This window comes from Stenotrophomonas sp. AS012628 (assembly GCF_010608305.1).
Classification (GTDB): domain Bacteria; phylum Pseudomonadota; class Gammaproteobacteria; order Xanthomonadales; family Xanthomonadaceae; genus Stenotrophomonas; species Stenotrophomonas geniculata.
Map to the genome: position 1 here is coordinate 24,937 of NZ_VMBJ01000008.1, position 21,934 is coordinate 46,870.

At 66.8% G+C, this 21,934-nt stretch carries 19 protein-coding genes and 1 pseudogene; 6 read left to right on the forward strand and 14 right to left on the reverse strand.

Annotated features, from left to right (window positions below; genetic code table 11):
* Positions 1-124 precede the first annotated feature (124 nt).
* Positions 125-1,933 (reverse strand): DUF885 domain-containing protein, encoded by a 1,809-nt coding sequence (locus G5A07_RS05800; RefSeq protein ID WP_191863007.1) that lies wholly within the window; start codon positions 1,931-1,933, stop codon positions 125-127.
* A 112-nt stretch (positions 1,934-2,045) separates the two neighbouring features.
* On the opposite strand from G5A07_RS05800, the gene G5A07_RS05805 reads away from it, so the two are divergent.
* Both G5A07_RS05805 and G5A07_RS05810 read left to right on the forward strand, forming a co-directional pair.
* A complete protein-coding gene (locus tag G5A07_RS05805) occupies positions 2,046-2,402 on the forward strand; it encodes a GFA family protein (RefSeq protein ID WP_191863008.1) in 357 nt (118 codons plus the stop codon).
* Positions 2,403-2,407: 5 nt separating this feature from the next.
* On the forward strand, positions 2,408-3,214 hold the full coding sequence (locus G5A07_RS05810; RefSeq protein WP_049482811.1) for a DUF4349 domain-containing protein: 807 nt from the start codon (positions 2,408-2,410) through the stop codon (positions 3,212-3,214).
* Positions 3,215-3,245: 31 nt separating this feature from the next.
* Here G5A07_RS05810 and G5A07_RS05815 read toward each other — a convergent pair whose 3' ends face one another.
* Both G5A07_RS05815 and G5A07_RS05820 read right to left on the reverse strand, forming a co-directional pair.
* Positions 3,246-3,539, reverse strand: coding sequence for a hypothetical protein (locus tag G5A07_RS05815; RefSeq protein WP_005415831.1), 294 nt, complete (start codon positions 3,537-3,539; stop codon positions 3,246-3,248).
* Between the two features lie 68 nt (positions 3,540-3,607).
* Positions 3,608-4,552 (reverse strand): LysR substrate-binding domain-containing protein, encoded by a 945-nt coding sequence (locus tag G5A07_RS05820; RefSeq protein ID WP_049482813.1) that lies wholly within the window; start codon positions 4,550-4,552, stop codon positions 3,608-3,610.
* A 115-nt stretch (positions 4,553-4,667) separates the two neighbouring features.
* On the opposite strand from G5A07_RS05820, the gene G5A07_RS05825 reads away from it, so the two are divergent.
* On the forward strand, positions 4,668-5,540 hold the full coding sequence (locus G5A07_RS05825) for a DMT family transporter (protein ID WP_049455664.1): 873 nt from the start codon (positions 4,668-4,670) through the stop codon (positions 5,538-5,540).
* 583 nt (positions 5,541-6,123) lie between these two features.
* On the opposite strand, the gene G5A07_RS05830 is transcribed toward G5A07_RS05825, so the two are convergent.
* Positions 6,124-7,026 (reverse strand): peptidylprolyl isomerase, encoded by a 903-nt coding sequence (locus G5A07_RS05830; RefSeq protein ID WP_049455665.1) that lies wholly within the window; start codon positions 7,024-7,026, stop codon positions 6,124-6,126.
* Between the two features lie 136 nt (positions 7,027-7,162).
* On the opposite strand from G5A07_RS05830, the gene G5A07_RS05835 reads away from it, so the two are divergent.
* Both G5A07_RS05835 and G5A07_RS05840 read left to right on the forward strand, forming a co-directional pair.
* On the forward strand, positions 7,163-7,528 hold the full coding sequence (locus G5A07_RS05835) for a PadR family transcriptional regulator (protein ID WP_043396488.1): 366 nt from the start codon (positions 7,163-7,165) through the stop codon (positions 7,526-7,528).
* Entirely contained in the window at positions 7,525-8,514 is a 990-nt protein-coding gene (locus G5A07_RS05840) for a sensor domain-containing protein (protein WP_191863009.1), read from the forward strand. The genes G5A07_RS05835 and G5A07_RS05840 overlap by 4 nt, the downstream gene beginning before the upstream one ends.
* Positions 8,515-8,643: 129 nt before the next feature.
* On the opposite strand, the gene phaZ is transcribed toward G5A07_RS05840, so the two are convergent.
* Together phaZ and G5A07_RS05850 are read right to left on the reverse strand one after the other, a co-directional pair.
* Complete coding sequence (gene phaZ / locus G5A07_RS05845; protein ID WP_191863010.1) at positions 8,644-9,951, reverse strand: polyhydroxyalkanoate depolymerase; 1,308 nt, start codon at positions 9,949-9,951, stop codon at positions 8,644-8,646.
* Positions 9,952-10,044: 93 nt separating this feature from the next.
* Positions 10,045-10,635 carry a class I SAM-dependent methyltransferase gene (locus G5A07_RS05850; RefSeq protein WP_071305495.1) on the reverse strand — a complete coding sequence of 197 codons (591 nt, stop codon included), beginning with the start codon at positions 10,633-10,635 and terminating at the stop codon, positions 10,045-10,047.
* A gap of 149 nt (positions 10,636-10,784) precedes the next feature.
* Between G5A07_RS05850 and G5A07_RS05855 the strand changes: the two genes are divergently transcribed.
* Positions 10,785-11,240: a CopD family protein gene (locus tag G5A07_RS05855; protein ID WP_191863032.1), complete on the forward strand. Its 456-nt coding sequence runs from the start codon at positions 10,785-10,787 to the stop codon at positions 11,238-11,240.
* 313 nt (positions 11,241-11,553) lie between these two features.
* Here the strand turns inward: G5A07_RS05855 and G5A07_RS05860 are convergent, their stop codons facing one another.
* The 8 genes and pseudogenes from G5A07_RS05860 to lpxD form a co-directional block, all read right to left on the reverse strand.
* Positions 11,554-12,513 carry an acetyl-CoA carboxylase carboxyltransferase subunit alpha gene (locus G5A07_RS05860; RefSeq protein ID WP_043396479.1) on the reverse strand — a complete coding sequence of 320 codons (960 nt, stop codon included), beginning with the start codon at positions 12,511-12,513 and terminating at the stop codon, positions 11,554-11,556.
* Positions 12,514-12,626: 113 nt separating this feature from the next.
* Entirely contained in the window at positions 12,627-13,496 is an 870-nt protein-coding gene (locus tag G5A07_RS05865; protein WP_191863011.1) for a hypothetical protein, read from the reverse strand.
* 55 nt (positions 13,497-13,551) lie between these two features.
* A complete protein-coding gene (dnaE, locus tag G5A07_RS05870; protein WP_191863012.1) occupies positions 13,552-17,139 on the reverse strand; it encodes a DNA polymerase III subunit alpha in 3,588 nt (1,195 codons plus the stop codon).
* A 216-nt stretch (positions 17,140-17,355) separates the two neighbouring features.
* Positions 17,356-18,024 (reverse strand): ribonuclease HII, encoded by a 669-nt coding sequence (locus G5A07_RS05875; protein WP_010486345.1) that lies wholly within the window; start codon positions 18,022-18,024, stop codon positions 17,356-17,358.
* A pseudogene (gene lpxB, locus G5A07_RS05880) lies at positions 18,021-19,184 on the reverse strand (lipid-A-disaccharide synthase); the annotation flags it as partial. The gene G5A07_RS05875 and the pseudogene lpxB, both read right to left, overlap by 4 nt.
* A gap of 92 nt (positions 19,185-19,276) precedes the next feature.
* Positions 19,277-20,068, reverse strand: a complete 792-nt coding sequence (gene lpxA, locus G5A07_RS05885; protein ID WP_010486342.1) for an acyl-ACP--UDP-N-acetylglucosamine O-acyltransferase — start codon at positions 20,066-20,068, stop codon at positions 19,277-19,279.
* A 16-nt stretch (positions 20,069-20,084) separates the two neighbouring features.
* Positions 20,085-20,543: a 3-hydroxyacyl-ACP dehydratase FabZ gene (gene fabZ, locus G5A07_RS05890; protein ID WP_100471751.1), complete on the reverse strand. Its 459-nt coding sequence runs from the start codon at positions 20,541-20,543 to the stop codon at positions 20,085-20,087.
* Entirely contained in the window at positions 20,540-21,562 is a 1,023-nt protein-coding gene (gene lpxD / locus G5A07_RS05895) for a UDP-3-O-(3-hydroxymyristoyl)glucosamine N-acyltransferase (protein ID WP_010486339.1), read from the reverse strand. Before lpxD ends, fabZ begins: the two co-directional genes overlap by 4 nt.
* Positions 21,563-21,934 lie beyond the last annotated feature (372 nt).

Here is a 21,934-nt window from a genome sequence, read left to right on the forward strand (position 1 = left end):
GGATGGCAGTTCGCACCGCCAGGATGGCAGTTCGCACCGCCAGGATGGCAGTTCGCAACCGCCAGAACAGAAAACGGCCCGGGTTTTTCCCCGGGCCGTTATCATTCATCTCACACCGTCCCGATCACTCGATCGGCTGGTCCAGCATCAACTGGCGTGCGAAGCGCACCGGCGGTGCGCCGTAGGACAGCACCTGGTCGTGGTAGGCCTTCAGGTTGAACTTGTCGCCCAGCTTCTCCTGCACCGCCTTGCGGGTGTCGAAGTGTTCCTGCGCACCAACGAAGTAGGTCGGCAGCTGCGCCGAGGTCAGCTGTGCGCGCACCCACTTGCCCGAGGCTTCGCTTTCCTGCTGGAACGCATCGTGGGTCATCAGGTGCATCGCCTTCTCGCGATCCCAGTTGTCCACGTGCACGCCCTGGTCGAGGATTGCGTTGGAGATCGTGCGCAGGTAGAACTTGAGCTGCACCAGGTGGAACAGCGGGTCGTTGTTGAGGTAACCCTGCTCCTGCATCATGCGCTCGGTGTAGACCGCCCAGCCCTCGGCGAACAGGCCCGAACGCAGTACCGCACGCAGGGTGGAGGGGAACTTGGCCGAATGCCAGCCTTCCAGGTAATGACCCGGAGTACCTTCATGAATGCTCAGCAGGTGGATCATGCGCGAGTTGTACTCACGCAGGAACGAGTCGACCTGCTTGTCGTTCCAGTCGTCCGGAATCGGCGACACGGCGTAGAAGGTCTTCAGGTTCTTGTCCAGCGGGCCCGGTGAATCGCAGTAGGCCACGGCCACGCCGCGCTGGAATTCCGGCATCAGGATGATGTCCACCGGCGCATCGGGCAGCGTCATCAGGTCGTGCTCGCGCACGAACGCGGTGGACTGCTCCAGTGCGGCCTTGGCATCGTCGACCACCTTGTCGCGCGCCGGCTTGTCGGCGTAGGCCAGTTCCAGCGCGGCCTCGATCGCCTTCTGCTGCTGCTCGTCGGTCGGCTGCGCCGGCATTTCCGGCGCACCCGGCTTGTCCTTCAGCACGGTCTGCGCGATGCCGTACATGTCTTCGCGCACGCGCTTGAGTTCGGCACGTGCACGCTCACCGATCTCCTGGCGCGACAGCGACGAGCTCAGCGCGAACTTCAGCTTCTGGTCGTACTTTTCCGCACCGATGCGGAAATCGCCCTTTGCGTTCGGCACCAGGGTCTTGTCCAGCCAGGTCTGCTGCTCGTCCACCGCCTTCTTCAGGCCGTCGATGGCGGCCTGCAGGCGCTGCTGGTCGGCCTGTGGCAGTTCACCGATGTGTGGGGTGATGAAGGTATCGACGATGCTGAGGATGCCCTTGTTCTGCTTGGCCACCGTCTCTGCATGGATCTTCGGCACGCGGGCTGGATCCAGGTTCTCACGTGCCTGGGCGAAGATCGCCGGCAGCTTTTCCATGCGCGCGGTCGCCGACTTCAGGCGCTCCGGCAGCGGCGCGAACTCGCGGGCCATCAGGCCGTAGATCGCGCTGCCGGCGATGCCGTTGTACAGCTGCGGGTCCCACTTGCCGGACTGCAGCACTTCGGCGTTCCAGATTTCCGACTGCAGCTGGTTGCGCAGGATCGCCGCGTCCACCTGGTTCTCGCGGCCCAGCTTGGCCACCTCGATCTTGTCCAGTTCGCCCAGCAGCGCCTTGTAGGCGGCCACGGTCTTCTGCTGGCCGGCGGCACTCAGGTCGTCCAGTTCGCTGTCGTAGCGGTGGTCGCCGATCTGGGTGGCGCTGACCGGCGACAGCTGCATCCAGGTGTCCAGGGCGCGCTTGGACAGATCGGCGAAGGCGGCATCGACCGCTGCGTTACCGGCCTGCTGGCTGGCGGCCGGGGTGGAACCGTTGGTCGGGGCGTCGGCCGGCTGGCAACCGGCGAGGGCGGCGACCAGGGCGAGGGCAAGAAGATGCGGGCGCATCGGCGTTCCTGTACAGGGTCAAACCCCGAGCATAGGGCCCCGGGGCTGCTTTGTCCCCGTGCCATAGGATTACCATGGGCGCAGACACGGACCCTCCAACGGAGCGCAGGACATGGAATACCAAGGAAGCTGCCATTGCGGCAGGATCGCATTCACCGTACAGGCCGGGGCGCCGATCAGCGACGTCATCGACTGCAACTGCTCGATGTGCCGCCGCCGCGGCAGCCTGCTGTGGTTTGCCCCGCGCGAGGCGTTCCAGTTGGCCACCGATCCGGCGGACGTGGCCACCTATCATTTCAACAAGGCCCATATCGATCATCACCATTGCCGTGAGTGCGGTGTCGCGCCCTACAGCGAAGCGGTGGACCCGCGCACCGGCACGCCGATGGTGGCGGTGAACGTGCGCTGCGTACCGCAGGTGGATCTGGGCACGCTGGCGGTGACTTCCTATGACGGAGCTGCACTGTGAGGCCGATGCGCGCGTGGACGCGCACGATCGCAGTGCCGGTGCTGCTGTTGGCACTGGCAGCCTGTGCCAAGAACGGTGAGCGCGCGGCAGAGGCGGGCGCCACCGCAGCCGACGCCGCTGTTGCTTCACCGGAAGGCGCATTCCTCGCCTACGAACACGACGTGCAGGTGCAGCTGGAAGCGGCGCAGATCGGACCCCGCATCCAGCAGGTGGCGCAGGCCTGCCAGAGCGCGAAGTTCGGTGACTGTGCGGTGCTGCAGGTCGACCAGCGCAGTGCCGAGCAGCCCAGCGGCGAGGTCAAGGTACGCATCGCTCCGAAGGGCACTGAGCCCTTGATCGCGTTGGCCGGTGAGGGAGGCACGCTGCAGTCGCGCAACACGCGCGCCGAGGACCTCGCTCAGGCGGTGGCCGATACGGCACTGACCAAGGCACGGCTGGAGAAGGAACACGCGCGGCTGCTGTCCTACCAGGACCGCAAGGACCTGAAGATCGAGGACCTGATGGCGATCACCACGCGCCTGTCCGAGATCGAAGCCGGCGTCGAACAGGCCAACAAGGATTCAGCGCAGCAACGTCGACGCATCGATACCCAGCTGGTGACGATCCATTTCGACACCACCTCGGGCCAACGCAGCCGCAGCGAAATCGGTGAGGCGCTGAGCGAGTCGGGCAGCATCCTCAGCACCAGCGTGGCGTTCCTGATCCGCGCGGTTGCCGCGCTGCTGCCGGTGGCGGTGCTGGCCTTGATCGCGGCCTGGGGTGTGCGGGCGTGGTGGCGTCGCCGTCGTCGCAAGCTACCCCCCAACCTCTGAGGTGAAGGCTGATGCCGGTAGCCTGCCGGCATCAGCCCTCGTCGGTCTCGTACTCGACGAACACATCCAGTTCCAGGGCCAGCTCCTGCACCGCATCGCGCACCTTCTGCGCGGTGCTTTCATTGCCGACTTCCACTTCCAGCTCGTGGATGCCCGGGCCGATGTCATCGGACAGCCCGGCCGAACTGGAATCGTCGTCGTCCATGTGCGGCATCAGGTCGTCGGTTTCCTCGACATGTTCGATGCCGTCCAGGCCGAGCAGCAGGTCGCTGATGGCGCGGGCGTCGTCTTCGGTTCCGGTGATGCGCAGTCGCAGCATGGCCATGGCATAGGTACGTTGTGGGTTCGCCAGCAGCCTAGCCAGCGTGAAGCAAAGAGCGGGTGAGGGCGCAGTCAGGCGCGTGTGGCCGGGCGCCCGAGCAGGCTGTCCGGCAATGCCGGAATCGGCGTGCGTTCGTCCTGCGCCTGCTCCAGCAACCAGTCGATGAACAGGCGCGCGGTGGGGCTGGGTGCTTGTCCTTCGGCATGCACCACGTGATACGCATAGCGCGCCTTGAGCGCCGGGCCGGGCAGGCGCACCACCTCGTAGCGCTGCAGGTAGGGTTGAGCGATGTGGGTGCGCGCCAGCACCGCACCCATGCCGTATACCGCTGCACGCATCGCATCGGTGCTGTCGGCGAAGGTGTGCATCGGCGGCAGCGGCGACGGTGGGCGCACGCCGGCGTGACGGAACCAGTCGCGCCAACCCTGCGGTGACAGGTCGGTCAGCAGTGGCAGCTCGGCGATGCGGGCCGGATCGTCCAGCGTTTCGACCCCGGCCAGCGCGGGTGAGGCCACCGGGAACAGGTAGTCGTCCATCAGGTGCTGCGCACGCAGGCCTGGCCATTGGCCCAGGCCGTAGCGGATGCCGACCTCGGGCCCATTGTCGTCGTAGCGATCCAGGCCGCTGCCGGTGTGCAGCTCGATGCGGATGTGCGGATAGGCCTGGGTGAAGCGTGGCAGTCGAGGCAGCAGCCAGCAGTAGGAAAGCGAGCGCAGCGTGGTGATCCGCAGCGGCACGCTGTCGGCATCCGGCTGCAGATGATGGGCGACCGCCGCGACATCCGTGAAGGCGGCGCTGGCGGCGTCGGCCAACTGCCGGCCCTCCGCGGTCAGGCGCACGCCGCGGGCATGGCGCAGGAACAGCCGGGTCTCCAGTACCTCTTCCAGGCGCCGCACATGGTGGCTGACCGCGCTGGCGGTCAGGTGCAGTTCCTGCGCGGCCTGGGCGAAGTTCTGATGGCGCGCCGCGACCGCGAAGACGGCCAATGCGGGGAGCAGGGAAGGGCGTAGCTGCATGTCGAGCCTCAAACCATATTTGTGGCTGGCAGCGATACTACGCGCTTGTGCGGCGGGCGTCTGCACCCGATCCTGTCTGCCTTGGCGAGAAACAGACGATGGACGGAGGCAGGGTATGAATGCGGTCCCACAGGCGGTCGAGCGCGACTGGCGCACACCGCTGGAATTGACCCTGCTGGGCGCCATCTGGGGCTGCTCGTTCCTGTTCATGCGGGTGGCGGTGCCGTCGTTCGGCCCGTTCGCGCTGGTCGAGGTGCGGCTGGTGCTGGGCGCGCTGGTGCTGCTGCCGTTCCTGTGGCGCGCCCGCGCGCAGTTCCCGCCGCGTCGTTGGCTGTGGCTGGCACCGATCGGCCTGATCAATTCGGCGCTGCCGTTCGTGCTGTTCGCCTATGCTGCCGAGCAGGCGCCGGCGGCGATCGGCGCGATCTGCAATGCGATGACCGTGCTGTTCGCCGCGCTGATCGCCTTCCTGTTCTTCGGCGAGAAGATTGGCATGCGCCGCGCCGGCGCCTTGCTGGTTGGTTTCGCCGGCGTGGTGGTGCTGGCCACCGCCAAGGTGTCCGGCCTGAGTATTGGTACCGCAGTGATCGCCGGCGCTGCGGCGTCGTTGCTGTACGGGCTGGGCGTGAACCTGGTGAAGCGGCACATGACCGGCCTGCCATCGGCCGCGGCGGCGGCAGCCACGCTGTCGTGTGCCTCGCTGTGGATGCTGCCGATGGCGGTGACGCACTGGCCACAGGCCGCCATTCCGCTGAAGGCCTGGGGTGCAGCGATCGCCTTGGGCGTGGCCTGCACCGGCCTGGCATTCCTGATGTTCTATCGCCTGATTGGCCGCATCGGCCCGTCACGCGCGTCGACGGTGACGTACCTGATTCCGCTGTTCGGCGCGGCGTTTGCGTGGTTGTTCCTGGGCGAGGCGGTGACGGTGCAGATGCTGATTGCCGGTGCGTTGATTCTGGGTAGTGTGGCGGCGAGTCAGAAGGGCTGAGGCGTTGGCGTTTTGCGCGTGGCGCGTGCTGAAGGTGCTTCATTGTTCATGGGCGTCACTTTTCTTTTCGCGCGAAAAGAAAAGTAACCAAAAGAAACGCGCCGCCAGGTCGCGAGCCGCCGCGCTTCGCACGTCGGTCCCCTGCGCTTCTCGGTGAATCAGGGGACGGTGCCGAACTCGCTGCGCTCAGACATCGGCACCTCTTCGCCCCTGATTCCCCTGCGATGCTCGGTTCGCTCAAGGCGGACCCAGATCAAAGGCCACAGCTGCACCCAGTAGATCCACGCCATGCGTGGATGCTCTTGCTGTTGATCTTGACCTTCCAGTCCGCCTTGAGCGAGCCGAGCACCGCAGGTCCGGCGAGGGCGAAGAGGCGCCACGCACTTTTGTAGAGCCGAGCCATGCTCGGCTGCTCTCCGCGCCGTCCCTCGACGGGCCGAGGAGCGCAGGGCACCGGTGCGCAGCACCGGCTCGCGACCGGCGGAACGTTTCTTTTGGTTACTTTTCTTTGCGTACAAAGAAAAGTAACGCCCATGAACAGTGACGTACCTTCAGCACGCGCAACGCGCAGCAAGCCAGGCTCCTACCGCACCGGCACCGGAATATTGCAGAGATCGATATGCCCCGCCGGGCGCTTATAGAAATCATCCACGCGATTGCGTCGCGCCTCCACCGTATCGGCGAAGGTCTTCGAATCGGTGCGCAGCACCTGGATCGGCGTGCGCTCTGCCGCCGGCACGTCGCTGGCACGGCGGATCGACATGATCGGCGTGCGCAGTTTCGGGTCGGTGTAGAAGCCCATCGGCGCCGGTCCGCGCGGCGTCGCGCTGAGCAGTTCCATGCCCTTCAGCACGCGGCCGACCAGGGTGATGTTGCGGTCCAGCTGACGCGGTGACTGGCCGGTCACCACATAGAGTTCCGCGCCGATGCTGCTGTCTTCCTCGTTGCTGCGGCCGGCACCGAGCATCCCGTAGCAGTGCGCCAGCCAGGCCTTGCCGGCCTGCGGGTCCTGGCCGACCGGGAAGCCGTCGACGAAACCGGTCTGCGCGGCCCAGCCATCGCGGTCCGGCAGCACGCTGACCTTCAGGCCGGCGCTGGCGCGCTCGAACTCGGCCGGCAGCTTGCGCGCGGCACTGCCGAACGGCTTGGCCTTGGCTGCGTCATCGGCGTCGGCATCGCCGAACTGCACCACGAAGTTGTCCTGCGAACGGTAGATGCTGGTGCCGTCCCAGAAGTGCTCGTGGGCGAAGGTCTGGATGTTGGCCACATGCCGCGGGGCGAACTGCGGTGCCAGCTCGATGATCACGCGCCCGGCGGGCAGGTCCATGTACAGCAGGTTGGCCGGGTCCGGCGTGCGCCAGTCGCTGGCCGCCGAGGCATCGAGGATCTGCTGCGGGCTACGGTACGGGGCGGCAGCGCTGGCCAGCGAGGGCAGCAGGCAGGCCAGGGCGAGGGCGGTCAGTGCAAGGCGACGGCGGTGCGGCATGGGAACCCCGGAACATGAACGAGGGTTCGATTCTGCGTGAGCCGCGCAGCCGCGCCAACCGGCACGATGACTAACGACACATTCGCTATACCGAACTTCGCACTACTGTGGACTTCAACGTAGTGGAGGGCAGGTCATGGTCGAAGACGATGTCCACCTGAAGAAGTTCCAGAAGGAGCTCAGCGCCGGAACGGTGTCGCTGGCCCTGCTGGCGGTGCTGGCCCGGGCCGGGGAGCCGCTGTACGGCTACCTCATTGCCAAGGAGCTGGAGCGGGTGGGCGAGGGCGTGCTGAGCGGCAAGCAGAGCGCGCTGTACCCGGTGCTGCGCAACCTGGAGGGCGCCGGGCTGCTGGAAAGCCATGTGGAGCCATCCAGCAGTGGTCCGCCCCGGCGCTACTACCGCATCAATGAACGTGGCCGCGGCGTGCTGGCGCAGTGGCGCCAGGCCTGGCAGGCCACCCGTGATTCCGTCGATTCCGTGTTGGAGGGGGTACCGCAATGAACGACCCGAGCCTGGCAGGCCGCGCCCTGCCGACCACCATCCCGCAGTATCTGGCGCAGCTGCGCGCGGCGCTGGAAGGTGCCGATCCGGCGATGGTGCAGGACGCGTTGTACGACGCCGAAGAATACCTGCGCTCGGAGCTGGCGGCGCAGCCCGGCCGCAGCGAAGCCGAGGTCATCGCCGATGTGGCCGGCAGCTATGGCGCCCCGGACGAAGTGGCCGAGATCTACCGCGAGACCGAAGTGACGGTGAACCGCGCGCTGCGCACGCCGCGTGCGGATACCGGGCCGGTGCTGCGTGCGGCGGCGGAAGCCAGCGGCGTCGAGCCCGCCGCGCCGCTGCCGGCACCGGTGCAGCGCTCGCTGCTGGCGCGCTTCTTCGGCGTGGTCGCCGATCCGCATACCTACGGTGCGCTGTTCTACATGCTGCTGTCGCTGGCCACCGGCATCTTCTTCTTCACCTGGGTGGTGACTGGCCTGTCGCTGTCGCTGGGCCTGCTGATCCTGATCGTGGGCATTCCGCTGACCGTGCTGTTCTTCGGCTCGGTGCGCGGGCTGGCGCTGCTGGAAGGACGGCTGGTGGAAGCGCTGCTGGGAGAACGCATGCCGCGCCGTCCGCGCTACACCGACCGCAGCCGCACGTGGCTGCAGCGCATCGGCGACATGTTCACCGATGGCCGTACCTGGCTGACCCTGCTGTACTTCGTGCTGATGCTGCCGTTGGGCGTGGTCTACTTCACCATCGCGGTGACGCTGCTGTCGCTGTCACTGGGGTTCATCTGGGCGCCGGTTGCCGCGCTGTTTAGCGGTGACATTCCGGGTGTCTACATCGATGGCGTGAACGTGTTGCCGATGGCCGCCTCGCCGCTGGTGGGCATCGTGATCGCAGCCGTGGGCGTGCTGCTGCTGCTGTTGACGATGCACCTGGCACGGGGCATCGGCAAGCTGCACGGGCTGATTGCCAAGAACCTGCTGGTGCGGTTGTAAGCCGGAATCCACGCTTGGGGACGTTTGGCGGGCTTCGCTTTGGTAGGTGCCAACCTTGGTTGGCACCATCCATCAGAGATCGGGATTCATGGCAGGGCGCCAACCAAGGTGGGCATCTACCAGGGCGAACTACCCCGCCTTTCGCCGCAGCGGGGTGACGTTGCTCTTCTTCTTCGTGACCTTCGCCGCCGGTGCTTCGGCATGGGCGGCGAAGAAGTCGCGCACCTTCGGGTACACCACTTCGCGCCAGCGACGGCCGCTAAAGATGCCGTAGTGGCCGGCACCTTCGACGATGAAATGCTCACGGCGGTCCGCAGTGATGCCGGTGCACAGCGCCTGCGCGGCTTCGGTCTGGCCGAGGCCGGCGATATCGTCCAGCTCGCCTTCGATGCTCAGCAGCGCGGTATCACGGATCGCTGACGGATCGACCTTCTCGCCGTTGACCACCCACTCGCCACGCGGCAGCAGGAAGTCCTGGAACACCACGGAAATCGTATCCAGGTAGTACTTGGCCGGCATGTCCAGCACGGCGTTGTACTCGTCGTAGAAACGACGGTGCGCGTCGGCATCTTCCAGGTCGCCCTTGACCAGGTCGGTGTAGAAATCCCAGTGCGAGCTGAAATGGCGGCTGGGGTTCATCGACAGGAAGCCGGCGTGCTGCAGGAAGCCCGGGTACACGCGGCGACCGGCGCCGGGGTAACTGGCCGGCACCGTGTGGATGACGTTGTTCTCGAACCACGACAGCGGGTTCTGCGTGGCCAGGTTGTTCACTGCGGTCGGGCTGCAGCGCGCATCGATCGGGCCACCCATCATCACCAGCGTGCGCGGCGTCGGTTCGCCACGGCTGGCCATCAGCGAAACCGCGGCCAGCACCGGCACTGTGGGCTGGCACACGCTGACCACGTGCAGGCGCTCGACACCGAGGTGGCGGATGAATTCCTGGATGTACGCAATGTAGTCGTCCAGGCCGAATTCGCCCTCGCTGGCCGGTACCATGCGCGCGTCGACCCAGTCGGTCACGTACACGCGGTGGTCGCGCAGCAGCGTGCGCACGGTATCGCGCAGCAGCGTGGCGTGGTGGCCGGACAACGGCGCGACCACCAGCACGAACGGCTGGTTGAGCATCGTATGCAGCTGGTCGGCTTCATTGCTGTGGCGCTTGAAGCGCAGCAGCTTGCAGAACGGCTTGCTCACTTCCTCGTGCACCACGATCGGCACGCGTTCGCCATCGACGTCGATTTCGTTGATGCCCCATTCGGGCTTCTCGTAATCCTTGCCGATGCGATGGAACAGCTCATTGACCGCCGCCAGGCGATCAGCGCCGGGCATCTGCGACCACCAGTGGCCCTGGTTGGCGAAGAACTTGGCGTTGGCCTGGGCCTGGTGCACCCAGGGGGCGAGCAGGTTGCGGGTCAGTTCGTGCAGTTGATAGAGCATGACGACCGAATATGTATGGTCATATGTTGCCGCGCAGCATATCCCATCCCGGTGTCCCGCAGGTTAAGTTGACTGAAAATAATGAATCCGGATTCACATCCGTTCCAGCGCGGCCGCATCGCCTGCCAGAGCGGGGCCGAGCCAGCAGTGCGACCCAACCGGCAGCAGGCCGTGCCGGGCCAGCGTGCGGCGGTACCAGCGCGCCGGGCGGGCCTGGAAGCCCTCGTGGTCGCCTTCGAACGCGTCCTCGGCGGCGAAGGTCTCCAGGAAGGCCACGCCGCCGGTCAGCTCGGCCACGCCGGCCAGGCCGGCGCGCAGCTCGCGGTCGGGCACATAGTGCATCACGTCCGAACACACCAGCAGGTCGACCGGGGCGCAGGGCCGCAGCCAGGCGAAGTCGCCGAAGGCGGCCAGGTTCAGGTTGCGGGTGCGGCCGTAGCGGCGCACAGCGTACTCGCTGCTGTCGAAGCCCAGGTATTCGACCTTCGGACGGAGCTTCAACAGCGGTGCGCGCCAGGCGCCTTCGCCGCAGCCGATGTCCAGCACGCTGCGGATCGGTCGTTCCAGGTAGTACTCGGCGCTGGCCACGGCCAGGGCGACCTTGCGCGCCAGGCGGGCGCTGCCACCGATGTCGGCACGGCGGTACCAGCGTTGGAAGTAGGCGGCGTCGTAGGTCTTGTCCATGGGGCGGTGCGCGATCGGGGAAAACGGCGCCTATCGTACGGTGTTGCGGCGCGCCATGCGTCGATGTGTCGCGGCGGCGGTGCGTGGGGCGCGGTGGTCACCGCGTGCGAGAATGGCCGCCCATCTACGCCAGCCGCTGGAGCGAGCGCATGCAGAGCTACTACTGGGTGAAGACCTTCCACATCGTGTTCGTGGTGGCGTGGATGGCCACGGTGTTCTACCTGCCGCGCATCCTGGTGAACCTGGCCGAGACCGCAGGCCAGCGGGCCGTGACCGAGCGCCTGCAGCTGATGGGCCTGCGCCTGTACCGCTTCGGCCACTCGATGTTCGGCCTGGCATTCCTGCTCGGCCTGGTGCTGTGGCTGGGTTACAAGGTCATCCCGGATTTCCCGACCATGGTCGCGCCCGGTGGTGCCGGTTGGCTGCATGCCAAGCTGGGGCTGGTGGTGCTGCTGCTGGTCTATTTCGGCTTGACCGGTCGCCTGCTCAAGGGCGCGGCCAAGGGCAGGGCGCTGCCGTCGTCGCGCGCGCTGCGCTGGATCAATGAGATCCCGTTGCTGGCCTTCATTCCGATCGTGTGGCTGGTGCTGGCCAAGCCGTTCTGACAGTCGGTTACCCGTAGAGCCATGCTTGGCTCTACGGGCTCGCGTGATTCTTCGCCAAAGCAGAGGCATCCACGCATGGCGTGGATCTACTGGGTGCAGCTGTGGCTTTTGATGCTCAGGTCCGCCATGAGCGAGCCGAGCATCGCAGGTGAAACAGGGGCGAAGAGGCGCCGATGTCTGAGCGCAGCGAGTTCGGCGCCGCCCCCTGATTCACCGAGAAGCGCAGGGAACCGGTGCATAGCACCGGCTCGCGTTCGGCGGCGTGTTCTTTGGTTACTTTCTTGCACGAGCAAGAAAGTAACAAGCCGATGAATCAGGCCGCTTCGTACGTGCCGTAGCTGCGCAGGCGGGTGTAGCGCTGTTCCAGCAGCTGTTCGGTGGACAGCTTGTCCAGCGCGTCCAGTTCGTTCAGCAGCACGGCCTTCAGGCGCTTGGCCATCTGGGTCGGGTTGCGGTGGGCGCCGCCGGTGGGCTCGCGCACGACCTTGTCGACCAGGCCCAGGCTCTTCAGGCGCGGCGCGGTCAGGCCCAGCTGCTCGGCGGCTTCCTTGGCCTTGCCGGCGTCCTTCCACAGGATCGAGGCGCAGCCTTCCGGCGTGATGGTCGAGTACACCGCGTATTCCAGCATCACGGTGCGGTCGCCCACGCCCAGCGCCAGCGCGCCGCCGGAGCCGCCTTCACCGATCACGGTGCAGATGATCGGCACCTTCAGTTCGGCCATCTCGATCAGGTTGCGTGCGATCGCTTCGGACTGGCCGCGCGATTCGGCGTCAATGCCCGGCCAGGCGCCGGCGGTGTCGATCAGGGTCAGCACCGGCAGGCCGAAGCGCTCGGCCATCTTCATCAGGCGCAGGGCCTTGCGGTAGCCCTCCGGCTTGGGCATGCCGAAGTTGCGCTTGATCTTTTCCTTGGTGTCGCGGCCCTTCTGGTGGCCGATCACCATCACGGAACGGCCATTGATGCGGGCCAGGCCGCCCATGATGGCCTTGTCGTCGGCGAAGGCGCGGTCACCGGCCAGCTCCTGGAACTCATCGAACATGACGCGGATGTAGTCGGCGGTATACGGGCGCGACGGGTGGCGGGCCAGCTGCAGCACCTGCCACGAGGTCAGGTTGCGGAAGATCTGCGCGGTGCGCATGCGCAGCTTGTCCTGCAGCGCGTGCACTTCCGCCTCGACATTGACCGCCGGCCCGGCACTGGCGTTGCGCAGTTCCTGGATCTTGGCTTCCAGGTCGGCGATGGGTTGCTCGAAGTCGAGGTAGTTCGGATTCATCGGAAGCCGTCGTGTAAAGAAGAGGGGAATTCTAGCCGAATGCGTGCAAACCACCCGTACGCCTTCGTCTGGAAGGCGACGGTAGCGCAGCCGGGCAGGGCGCGCCAGTCAGCTCAGGGCACCACCAGCGCGCTGCGGCCCATCAGCTGGCTGCGCTGGGAAACGAAGTCGTTGTAGGCCTCGTTGGCCTCACGGCCCAGCCCGCTGCCCAGGGGGGCGGTGGCCGAGGTGAAGGCCATCTGCGCGTCGAAGTCCTGCTTGCGCAGGGCCTTCTGTTCATCGGCGGTGGTGGCCTTCAGCCACTGCGCGTAGACCTCGCGCAGCGGCGCGGCATGCGCCTCGAAGGCGGGGTCGAGTGCCGGCAGGCTGGCCGGGGCCGGTTCCAGGCTGAATGCCGGGGCCACGTAGCCGGCCGGCTGTTCGCGCTTGAACGCACCTGGCTCGCCCATGCCTTCCTCGACGTAGGCGATGAAATCCGGTGCCGTGAACACCTTGGCGACGATCTGGCCACCACTGGAATCGACGTGGGCGACCACCTTTTCCTTCGGGAAGGGTTCGCGCACGCCGTAGGTCCAGGTCTTGTCGATGAACAGTTCGTGGCTCTTCTCGAACGGGCCTTCAAAGTCGACGCCGCCCAGCTCGATGCCGGCCTTGCCGGTGCCGAAGTTCTTCAGCTTGCTCTCGTCGGTGACGTAGATCTCGCGGGCGACCACGTACTCGCTCAGGGTCGGGTTGATCAGTCCGCCGCGGCCATCGACGTAGACGATGAAGCGCACGTCGCCCAGTTTGTCGGTGTGCAGGCGGTGCTCACCGACGGCGAGCGAGATCGGGCGCGAACCCTGTGCGGCCACCGGCAGGTCCTTGCCATCGATGCTCAGCGCCAGCGGCGTGTCGGTCGGGTTGTCGATCTGGAACTCGATCTTCGACGGCGAGCAGGCGGCCAGCGCCAGTGCGGCAACGAACGGGAACAGCAGGGTCTTCATCGGCAATCGTCCTTGATGACTGGAACGGGAAAACAGGAACACGAAGCAGCCAGCCTCAGCTGGCCCACGGCGGGCTGTAGCGCACCTTCAGCGTGCGTACGGCCGGGTCGGCGCGCAGCGCCTCCATCAGCTTGGAATCGATGCGCACTGCGCTCTGCCCGGAGACATCCAGCATGCCGGCGACACCGCCGTGCGGGCCCTTCAGCAGCAGGTCCAGGCGCAGCGGCGTGCGCCCCGGGCGATGGCGGTCGAGCAGGGCATTGATGCGCTCCCAGACCGGGCGCTGCTGGCGCAGGTCCAGGCGCAGCGACAGCCGCGTGGCGTAGTTGGCGCACACTTCGTCGAAGTCCCAGCACTGGCGGATGCGCAACGCGAAGCCGCCGTTGAATTCGTCCTCACGCAGGCCGCCCTTGACCACCAGGATGCGGTCCTTGGTCATCAGGTGGCCGAACTCGGCCATCGCATCGGAGAACGCGCTGCACTCCACCCGGCCGCGACCGTCCTCCAGCTGGATGAAGATCTGGCTTTCGCCCTTGCGGCGCACGCCGACCACCTGGCCGGCCAGCACGGTCTGCACTTCCGGGCGCCAGCGCTTCTCGCCGCCACCGCCGCCGCTGTTGGCGCTCCAGATCTTCTCCACCGAACCCAGGTCGTTGCCTACCAGATCGCGCACATCGTCGCGCCAGGGATCGAACGGGTGGCCGCTGAGGTAGAAGCCCAGCGTATCGCGCTCGCCGTTGAGGCGCTGCAGCAGCGGCCATTCTTCGGCTTCCGGCAGGTCCAGCTGGATCGAAACGGTGCTCGGATCGGGCCCGCCAAACAGCGAATTCTGCCCGGACGCACGCTCGCGTGCCATCTGGTCGGTGGCCTTGATCACTTCCGGCAGCTGCAGCATCAGCGAGGCACGGTTGCGGCCGAGTTCATCGAGCGCGCCACAGTTGATCATCGCTTCCAGCGTGCGCCGGTTGAGCTTGGCCGAGCCGACGCGGGTGCAGAAGTCCAGCAGATCCTTGAACGGTCCGCCCTTCAGTCGTTCCTCGACCACCGCTTCGCAGGCGCCCTGGCCGACGCCCTTGATCGCGCCCAGACCGTACTGGATCGTGTCCGGCGTGACCGCTTCGAACATGAAGGCCGACTGGTTCACCTTCGGCGGCAGCACGGTCAGGCCGAGGTTGCGCACCTCGTCGAGGAAGCCAACCACCTTGTCGGTGTTGTCCAGGTCCGAAGACAGCGTGGCCGCCATGAACTCGGCCGGGTAGTGGCGCTTCAGCCACGCGGTCTGGTAGCTGACCAGCGCATAGGCGGCGGCGTGCGACTTGTTGAAGCCGTAGCCGGCGAACTTCTCCATCAGGTCGAAGATCGCATCGGCCTTGGCTTCGTCCACGCCGTCCTTGGCCGCACCTTCGCGGAAGATCTCGCGGTGCTTGGCCATTTCCGCCGGCACCTTCTTGCCCATCGCGCGTCGCAGCAGGTCAGCGCCGCCCAGCGAGTAGCCGCCGACGATCTGCGCCATCTGCATCACCTGCTCCTGGTACACCATGATGCCGTAGGTGTCCTTCAGGATCGCTTCGGTGCGCGGATCGGGATAGATGATCTCTTCCTGGCCGTGCTTGCGCGCGTTGAAGGAGGGAATCAGGTCCATCGGGCCGGGGCGATACAGCGACACCAGCGCGATCAGGTCTTCGAAACGGTCGGGGCGCGCGTCCTTCAGCAGGCGGCGCATGCCCGAGGATTCGAACTGGAACACCGCGCCGGTGTTGCCGTTGGCGAAGATGTCCTTGTAGGTGGGCGTGTCGTCCAGCGGGATCGCGGCGATGTCCACCGGCGGAATGCCGGCGCGCTCGTGGCGCTTGTTGATCGCCTTCACCGCCCAGTCGATGATGGTCAGCGTGCGCAGGCCGAGGAAGTCGAACTTCACCAGGCCCACTTCTTCCACGTCGTTCTTGTCGAACTGGGTGACCGGGTTCTTGCCCAGCCCGTTCTCGTCGTGTTCGGCATACAGCGGGCAGAACTCGCTCAGCGGCTCGGGCCCGATCACCACGCCACCGGCATGCTTGCCGGCGTTGCGGGTCAGGTCTTCCAGCTGCAGCGCCAGGTCGATCAGGTCGCGGACATCGTCCTCGGTCTCGTAGCGCTGGATCAGTTCCGGCGAGGCCATTTCCGAGCTGGGGCCTTCCTTGCCCTTGCCCAGTGCATCCTTCAGGTGGATGCCCAGGATGTTCGGGATCAGCTTGGAAACGCCGTCGACCAGGCCGTACGGGAAGCCGAGCACGCGACCGGAGTCGCGCACCACCGCCTTGGCGGCCATGGTGCCGTAGGTGATGATCTGGCTGACGCGCTCGCGCCCGTACTTGCGTGCGACGTAGTCGATCACCTCGTCGCGGCGGTCCATGCAGAAGTCGATGTCGAAGTCGGGCATCGACACGCGTTCCGGGTTCAGGAAGCGCTCGAACAGCAGGTTGTACGGCAACGGGTCCAGATCGGTGATCTTCAGCGCCCACGCCACCAGCGAACCGGCACCGGAACCACGGCCCGGGCCGATCGGGATGCCCTGGTTCTTGCCCCACTGGATGAAGTCGGCCACGATCAGGAAGTAGCCCGGGAAGCCCATCTTGATGATGGTGTTGAGCTCGAACTCCAGGCGCTCGAAATACTCTTCGCGGGTCTTGCCCGGCGCCAGCGGATTCTTCTCCAGGCGCTCTTCCAGGCCGTTGCGCGACATCTTCTGGATCCAGGTGTCCAGGGTCTCGTCGTCGGGCACCGGGTAGTTGGGCAGGAAGTAGGTGCCCAGCCGCATCTCGATGTTGCAGCGCTCGGCCAGCGCCAGCGTGTTGTCGATCGCATCGGGGATGTCGGCGAACAGCGCGCACATCTCCTCGGCCGACTTCAGGTACTGCTGGTCGCTGTACTCGCGCGGGCGCTTGGGATCGTCCAGCACGCGGCCGGTGGAAATGCACACGCGCGCTTCGTGCGCGCTGAAATCGGTGGGCGACAGGAAGCGCACATCATTGCTGGCCACCACCGGCAGGCCACGCTGGCCGGCCGCCATCAGCGCGAACTGGTTGAAGGTTTCCTCGCCCTCGCGGCCGGTACGGGTAAGTTCCAGGTGCAGGCCGTCGCCGAACACGCGCTGCCAGTCGGCCAGCTGCTGCTCGGCCAGCTCATGCTTGCCGTCCAGCGCCAGGCGCCCGGCCAGGCTCTGCCGGCCGGCCAGCGCGAACAAGTTGGCGTTGCCGGCCTTCAGCCAGTCCGGATGGATGGCCACACCGCCTTCCGGGCGATGGCCTTCCATCCAGGCGCGGGTCAGCAGCCGCGACAGGCTCAGGTAGCCCTCGCGATCGCGGCACAGCAGGGTCATTCGCCACGGGTCCTGGCCTTCCTCGGCGATCAGCACGTCGGCACCGGCGATCGGCTTGATGCCCACGCCTTCGGCGGCCTTGTAGAACTTGACCAGCGCGAACAGGTTGTTGAGGTCGGTCACTGCCAGCGCGGGCAGGCCGAGCTCGACCGAGCGCGACAGCAGGTTGGCCTGCTTGGCCTTCTTCGGGTCCGCCTGGTCCGGTTTGGCCGGCACACGGATGGTGGAGTCCGCCAGCGAGAACTCGGTGTGGACGTGGAGATGTACGAAGCGGGAGTTGGACATGCCGGACCAGGTTGGAGCGCGCGGGCCCCGGGTGCTGACGGGGGAATCGTCGCCGGGGTCGGGAAGCGCTGGAGTGCCCGGTCAGGGTAACGAGGGCGGGGGGAGGCGACAAGGACTTGACGGTACGTCGATTGCGCGAATACCGCCGGGCATGGCCCGGCGCTACCGGGTGCGTTCACATTGCCGTGGTAGCGCCGGGCCATGCCCGGCGGCTGTTCAGGCGATCGTGGCGGCCTGCTCGGCCTGCTCGGCCTGCAGGCACTCACGTACCGGGGCGAAGCTGCGCCGGTGCTCCATGCAGGGGCCGTGCTCGCGCAGGGCGGCCAGGTGGGCCGGGGTGCCATAGCCCTTGTGTTGCTCGAAGCCGTACTGCGGGTGGCGGGCGTGCACGTCCTGCATGTAGCGATCGCGCGAGACCTTGGCCAGGATCGATGCGGCCATGATCGCGCGGTCGATGCCATCGCCGCCGATCAGCGCCTGCGCCGGCAGTACCAGGCCCTTGGGCACCACGTTGCCGTCGATGCGCGCGAAGCCGGCCACGTGGGCGACCGCGGCGACGACATCGCGCATGCCCTGCAGGGTGGCCTGGTAGATGTTCAGGCGGTCGATGGTGTCCACGTCCACCAGCACCACGTGCCAGGCAAGGGCGCGCTCGATGATGCGGTCATGCAGCTGCTCGCGGCGCGCCGCGGTGAGCTGCTTGGAATCGTCCAGGCCGTTGATGCGTGGCCGTGCCGGGTCGAACACCACCGCCGCCACCGCCACCGGCCCGGCGAGCGGACCACGGCCGGCCTCATCGACGCCGGCAACCAGGCGTTCCGGCTCGATTACCGCGCTGCCATCGAACAGGGCCAGGCTGGCCGCTGCGGCGTGGCGGCGGCTCATGCCTGGGCCTGGTCGCGAATCAGCAGCTCGCCGACGGCGTCGGCGGCACGTGCCGAAGCATTGCGGCGCAGGCGCTCATGCAGGCGTGCATAGGTGTCCTGCAGGTCGGTTACCCGTTGTGGGTGGTCGAACCACTGCTGGATGGCCGCGGCCAGCTTGTCCGGCGTGCAGTCGTGCTGCATCAGTTCCGGTGCCAGGTCCTGCCCGGCCAGGATGTTGGGCAGGGCGAAGCGGTCGACCTTGATCAGGCCGAATGCCTTGACCAGACGGTAGGTCAGTTCGTTGACACGGTAGCCGACCACCATCGGCCGCTTCACCAGCATCGCCTCCAGGGTCGCGGTACCGGACGCCAGCACCACCACGTCGGCGGCGATCATGGCGTTGCGGGCCTGGCCGTCGAGCACATGCGAGTACGCGACCGGCAGCGCCGAGCGTGACAGCTGCTCTTCGATCAGGCGCTTGCAGGCGGGGTTGGCGGCAGGCACCACCACGTGCAGGCCCGGGATGCGTTCGGAGACCTGCCAGGCAGCCTCGAAGAAGGGCTCGCCGAGGCGCGAGATTTCGCCCAGGCGGCTGCCCGGCAGCACCGCCAGCACCTTGGCCGAAGTCGGCAGGCCAAGCGCGGCGCGCGCTTCCTCGCGGTTGCCCTGCAGCGGAATGTCGTCGGCCATCGGATGGCCGACGAAGCGCGCGTCGATGCCGTGCTTGGCATAGATGGGCGGCTCCATCGGGAACAGGCACAGCACCAGGTCGGCGCTGCTGCCGATCTTCTCGGCACGCTTCTCACGCCAGGCCCAGACCGAGGGGCTGACGTAATGCACGGTGCGCACGCCACGCTGCTTCAGCCAGCGCTCGATGCCCAGGTTGAAGTCGGGGGCGTCGATGCCGATGAAGACGTCCGGCTGCCAGTCCAGCGCACGCTGGCGGAACGCCGAGCGCAGCTTCAGCAGGCGCGGCAGATGGCGCAGTACTTCGGTCAGGCCCATCACCGCCAGTTCGCTGGCATCGTGCCAGGTCTGGCAGCCGGCGCTGCGCATGGCGTCGCCACCGATGCCGGCGAACTCGGCATTCGGGAAGCGCGCTTTCAGTTCGCGAACCAGGCCCGCACCGAGCAGATCGCCGGAGGCCTCACCGGCCACCAGGGCGATCCGCAACGGGCGCTCGCTGAGCACCCGTTGCGCGGGGACGCTGCCGGTCATCGAGGCCAGCGGAATCACAGCGGCGCCGGCCGGCGCCTGGCCGGTCGTGCTGCTCATCGCAGCAAGGGCCTCTCGGCGTGCTCGATGAAGTCCAGCATGGCCTTCACGTCATCGCTGTCACGCGCCTGTTCGGTCAGCTGCACCTTGGCTTCGGCCAGCGGCAGGCCCGCCACGTACAGCGTGCGGTAGGCACGCTTGATGGCGGAAATGCGCTCGGCGTCGAAGCCGCGGCGCTTCAGGCCTTCGCTGTTGATGCCGCGCGGGCGGCCCAGCGAATCGGTGCCGACCATGGTGAACGGCGGAACGTCGCCATTGGTCAGCGCCCCCATGCCGAGGAAGGCATGCGCGCCGATCCGGCAGAACTGGTGGGCACCGGCGAAGCCGCTGATGATCACGTAGTCGCCCACGGTCACATGGCCGGCCAGGGTGGTGTTGTTGGAGAACACGCAGAAGTTGCCGACATGGCAGTCATGCGCCACGTGCGTGTAGGCCAGCATCCAGTTGTCGTCGCCGATGCTGGTGATGCCGCCGCCGCCGCCGGTGCCACGGTTCAGCGTGACGAACTCGCGGAACACGTTGCGGTCGCCGATCACCAGCTCGGTGCGCTCCCCTGCATACTTCTTGTCCTGCGGTTCGCCACCGACCGCTGCGTGGCCGATGAAGCGGTTGTCGCGGCCGATCTTCGTCGGGCCGTGGATGCTGCAATGGGGGCCGATCACCGTGCCGGCACCGATTTCCACATCGGCACCGATCAGGGTGAACGCGCCCACCTGGACGTCATCGGCCAGGCGCGCGGCCGGGTCGATGACGGCGGTCGGGTGGATCCGCGGTGCGTTGTCAGTCATTCCTGCCTCCAGTGGATCAGCCCTTGGCGCCGGCACACATGACTTCGGCCGAGGCAACGACTTCACCGTTGACCTTGGCTTCGCCGTAGTACCAGCCCATGTTGCGGATCAGGCGCTTCATCTGCACATCCAGCATCAGCACGTCGCCGGGCACGACCTGCTTGTTGAAGCGGGCGTTTTCCACCTTGACCATGTAGAACAGCTTGGACTGCGAGTCACGGCCGAGCGTGAGCTGGGTCATCACGCCACCGGCCTGCGCCAGCGCTTCGATGATCAGCACGCCAGGCATGATCGGGCGGCCCGGGAAGTGACCCTGGAAGAACGGCTCGTTGATGCTGACGTTCTTCTGCGCCAGGATCCGCTTGGCCTCGACGTCGAGTTCAAGCACCCGGTCCACCAGCAGGAACGGGTAGCGGTGCGGAAGCAGTTCCTGGATCTGGCAGACGTCGATCGGAAGCTGCAGCGAATCGTTCATTCTTTCTCCTTGCCAGCAGCCAGGACGCGGCGAGCCAATGCGTCCAGCTGCTTGAAACGCGCGGCGTTCTTGCGCCACGTACGGTTGTCGGTCAACGGGGTGCCGGATGAGTACTCGCCCGGCTCATGGATGGAATTGCGGACCACCGACTTGCCGGTGATCACGACCTTGTCGCAGATCTCCAGGTGGCCGACAACGCCGACGTGGCCGCCGAGCAGGCAATAGCGGCCGATCTTGGCGCTGCCGGCGATGCCGGTGCAACCGGCGATGGCCGAATGCGCACCGATCTGCACGTTGTGCGCGATCTGCACCAGGTTGTCCAGGCGCACGTCTTCGTCCAGCACGGTGTCTTCCAGCGCGCCACGGTCGACGCAGGTGTTGGCGCCGATTTCGCAATCGTCGCCGATGCGCACGCCGCCGAGCTGCGGCACCTTGATCCACTTGCCGGCGTCCATGGCCAGGCCGAAGCCATCGGCGCCGAGTACGGCGCCGGGATGCACGCGAACGCGCTTGCCGAGCTTGACCCGGGTGACCAGGGTGACCCGCGCGATCAGCTCGCAGCCGTTGTCCAGGCTGCAGTCTTCGCCGATCACGCTGCCAGTGCCGATGATGCAGTTCTCACCGACCACGCTGCGCGCGCCGACGGAGACGAAGGGACCGATATGGGCGCTGGCGGCGACCTGGGCGCTGGGATCGATGACGGCGCTGGGGTGGATGCCCGGCGGGCGCGTTGGCGCGATATCGAACAGCGCGGCGATCTTGGCGAAGGTGGTGTACGGGTCCTTGGCCACGAGCGCGGCGCCGGGGGCGGCCTCGGCGTCGTCGGCACGCAGGACCACCAGCGAGGCCTGGCTGTCGGCCAGCTGGGCGCGGTAGCGTGGATTGGCGAGGAAGGTCAGCTGGCCAGGACCGGCATGGGCGAGGGTAGCCACGCCATGGATGGCGGTGGCGGGGTCGCCATGGACCTGCAGGCCGAACTGCTCGGCGAGTTGCTGGGCGGTGTAGGTGGGAGTATTCACGGCGGGAGTTTAACGTGTGACGCCATTGCGGTCATGCGGGGCGGTTCTGCGGCCAACGGCGGGGCCCCTCGTGGCTGGCAGAGTCAGGCCCGTGGGCTGGGTCGGACGGGTGGGGCCCGCGAGGGACGGCGCAAGTACGTCCATGTAGCCTTGGTCGCCGCATCCATGCGGCTCACACCCTCGCAGGCCCCACCCATCCGTCCTCCGACGGCGTGGCGCGAGTGCCAGCCACGGAAAAACAGGAAAGATCAAAAGCGGAGCGCTCGCTTCCGCCAGCCCTTCTAAACGAAAACGCCGGGCAATGCCCGGCGATTCGAGACCCGTCTGGTGGAGAGCCCCCCTTCTGTTAAGGGGGGCGCGCCAGCGGCGCGG

Bases quoted from the DNA above. Each gene is read 5' to 3' on its own strand.
- G5A07_RS05865 (WP_191863011.1), bottom strand. From the start codon at position 13,496: ATGAAGACCCTGCTGTTCCCGTTCGTTGCCGCACTGGCGCTGGCCGCC.
- G5A07_RS05860 (WP_043396479.1), bottom strand. From the start codon at position 12,513: ATGAATCCGAACTACCTCGACTTCGAGCAACCCATCGCCGACCTGGAA.
- lpxA (WP_010486342.1), bottom strand. From the start codon at position 20,068: ATGACTGACAACGCACCGCGGATCCACCCGACCGCCGTCATCGACCCG.
- G5A07_RS05830 (WP_049455665.1), bottom strand. From the start codon at position 7,026: ATGCCGCACCGCCGTCGCCTTGCACTGACCGCCCTCGCCCTGGCCTGC.
- G5A07_RS05825 (WP_049455664.1), top strand. From the start codon at position 4,668: ATGAATGCGGTCCCACAGGCGGTCGAGCGCGACTGGCGCACACCGCTG.
- G5A07_RS05850 (WP_071305495.1), bottom strand. From the start codon at position 10,635: ATGGACAAGACCTACGACGCCGCCTACTTCCAACGCTGGTACCGCCGT.
- G5A07_RS05840 (WP_191863009.1), top strand. From the start codon at position 7,525: ATGAACGACCCGAGCCTGGCAGGCCGCGCCCTGCCGACCACCATCCCG.
- G5A07_RS05800 (WP_191863007.1), bottom strand. From the start codon at position 1,933: ATGCGCCCGCATCTTCTTGCCCTCGCCCTGGTCGCCGCCCTCGCCGGT.
- G5A07_RS05855 (WP_191863032.1), top strand. From the start codon at position 10,785: ATGCAGAGCTACTACTGGGTGAAGACCTTCCACATCGTGTTCGTGGTG.
- dnaE (WP_191863012.1), bottom strand. From the start codon at position 17,139: ATGTCCAACTCCCGCTTCGTACATCTCCACGTCCACACCGAGTTCTCG.
- G5A07_RS05805 (WP_191863008.1), top strand. From the start codon at position 2,046: ATGGAATACCAAGGAAGCTGCCATTGCGGCAGGATCGCATTCACCGTA.
- G5A07_RS05820 (WP_049482813.1), bottom strand. From the start codon at position 4,552: ATGCAGCTACGCCCTTCCCTGCTCCCCGCATTGGCCGTCTTCGCGGTC.
- fabZ (WP_100471751.1), bottom strand. From the start codon at position 20,543: ATGAACGATTCGCTGCAGCTTCCGATCGACGTCTGCCAGATCCAGGAA.
- phaZ (WP_191863010.1), bottom strand. From the start codon at position 9,951: ATGCTCTATCAACTGCACGAACTGACCCGCAACCTGCTCGCCCCCTGG.
- G5A07_RS05815 (WP_005415831.1), bottom strand. From the start codon at position 3,539: ATGGCCATGCTGCGACTGCGCATCACCGGAACCGAAGACGACGCCCGC.
- G5A07_RS05875 (WP_010486345.1), bottom strand. From the start codon at position 18,024: ATGAGCCGCCGCCACGCCGCAGCGGCCAGCCTGGCCCTGTTCGATGGC.
- G5A07_RS05810 (WP_049482811.1), top strand. From the start codon at position 2,408: ATGCGCGCGTGGACGCGCACGATCGCAGTGCCGGTGCTGCTGTTGGCA.
- G5A07_RS05835 (WP_043396488.1), top strand. From the start codon at position 7,163: ATGGTCGAAGACGATGTCCACCTGAAGAAGTTCCAGAAGGAGCTCAGC.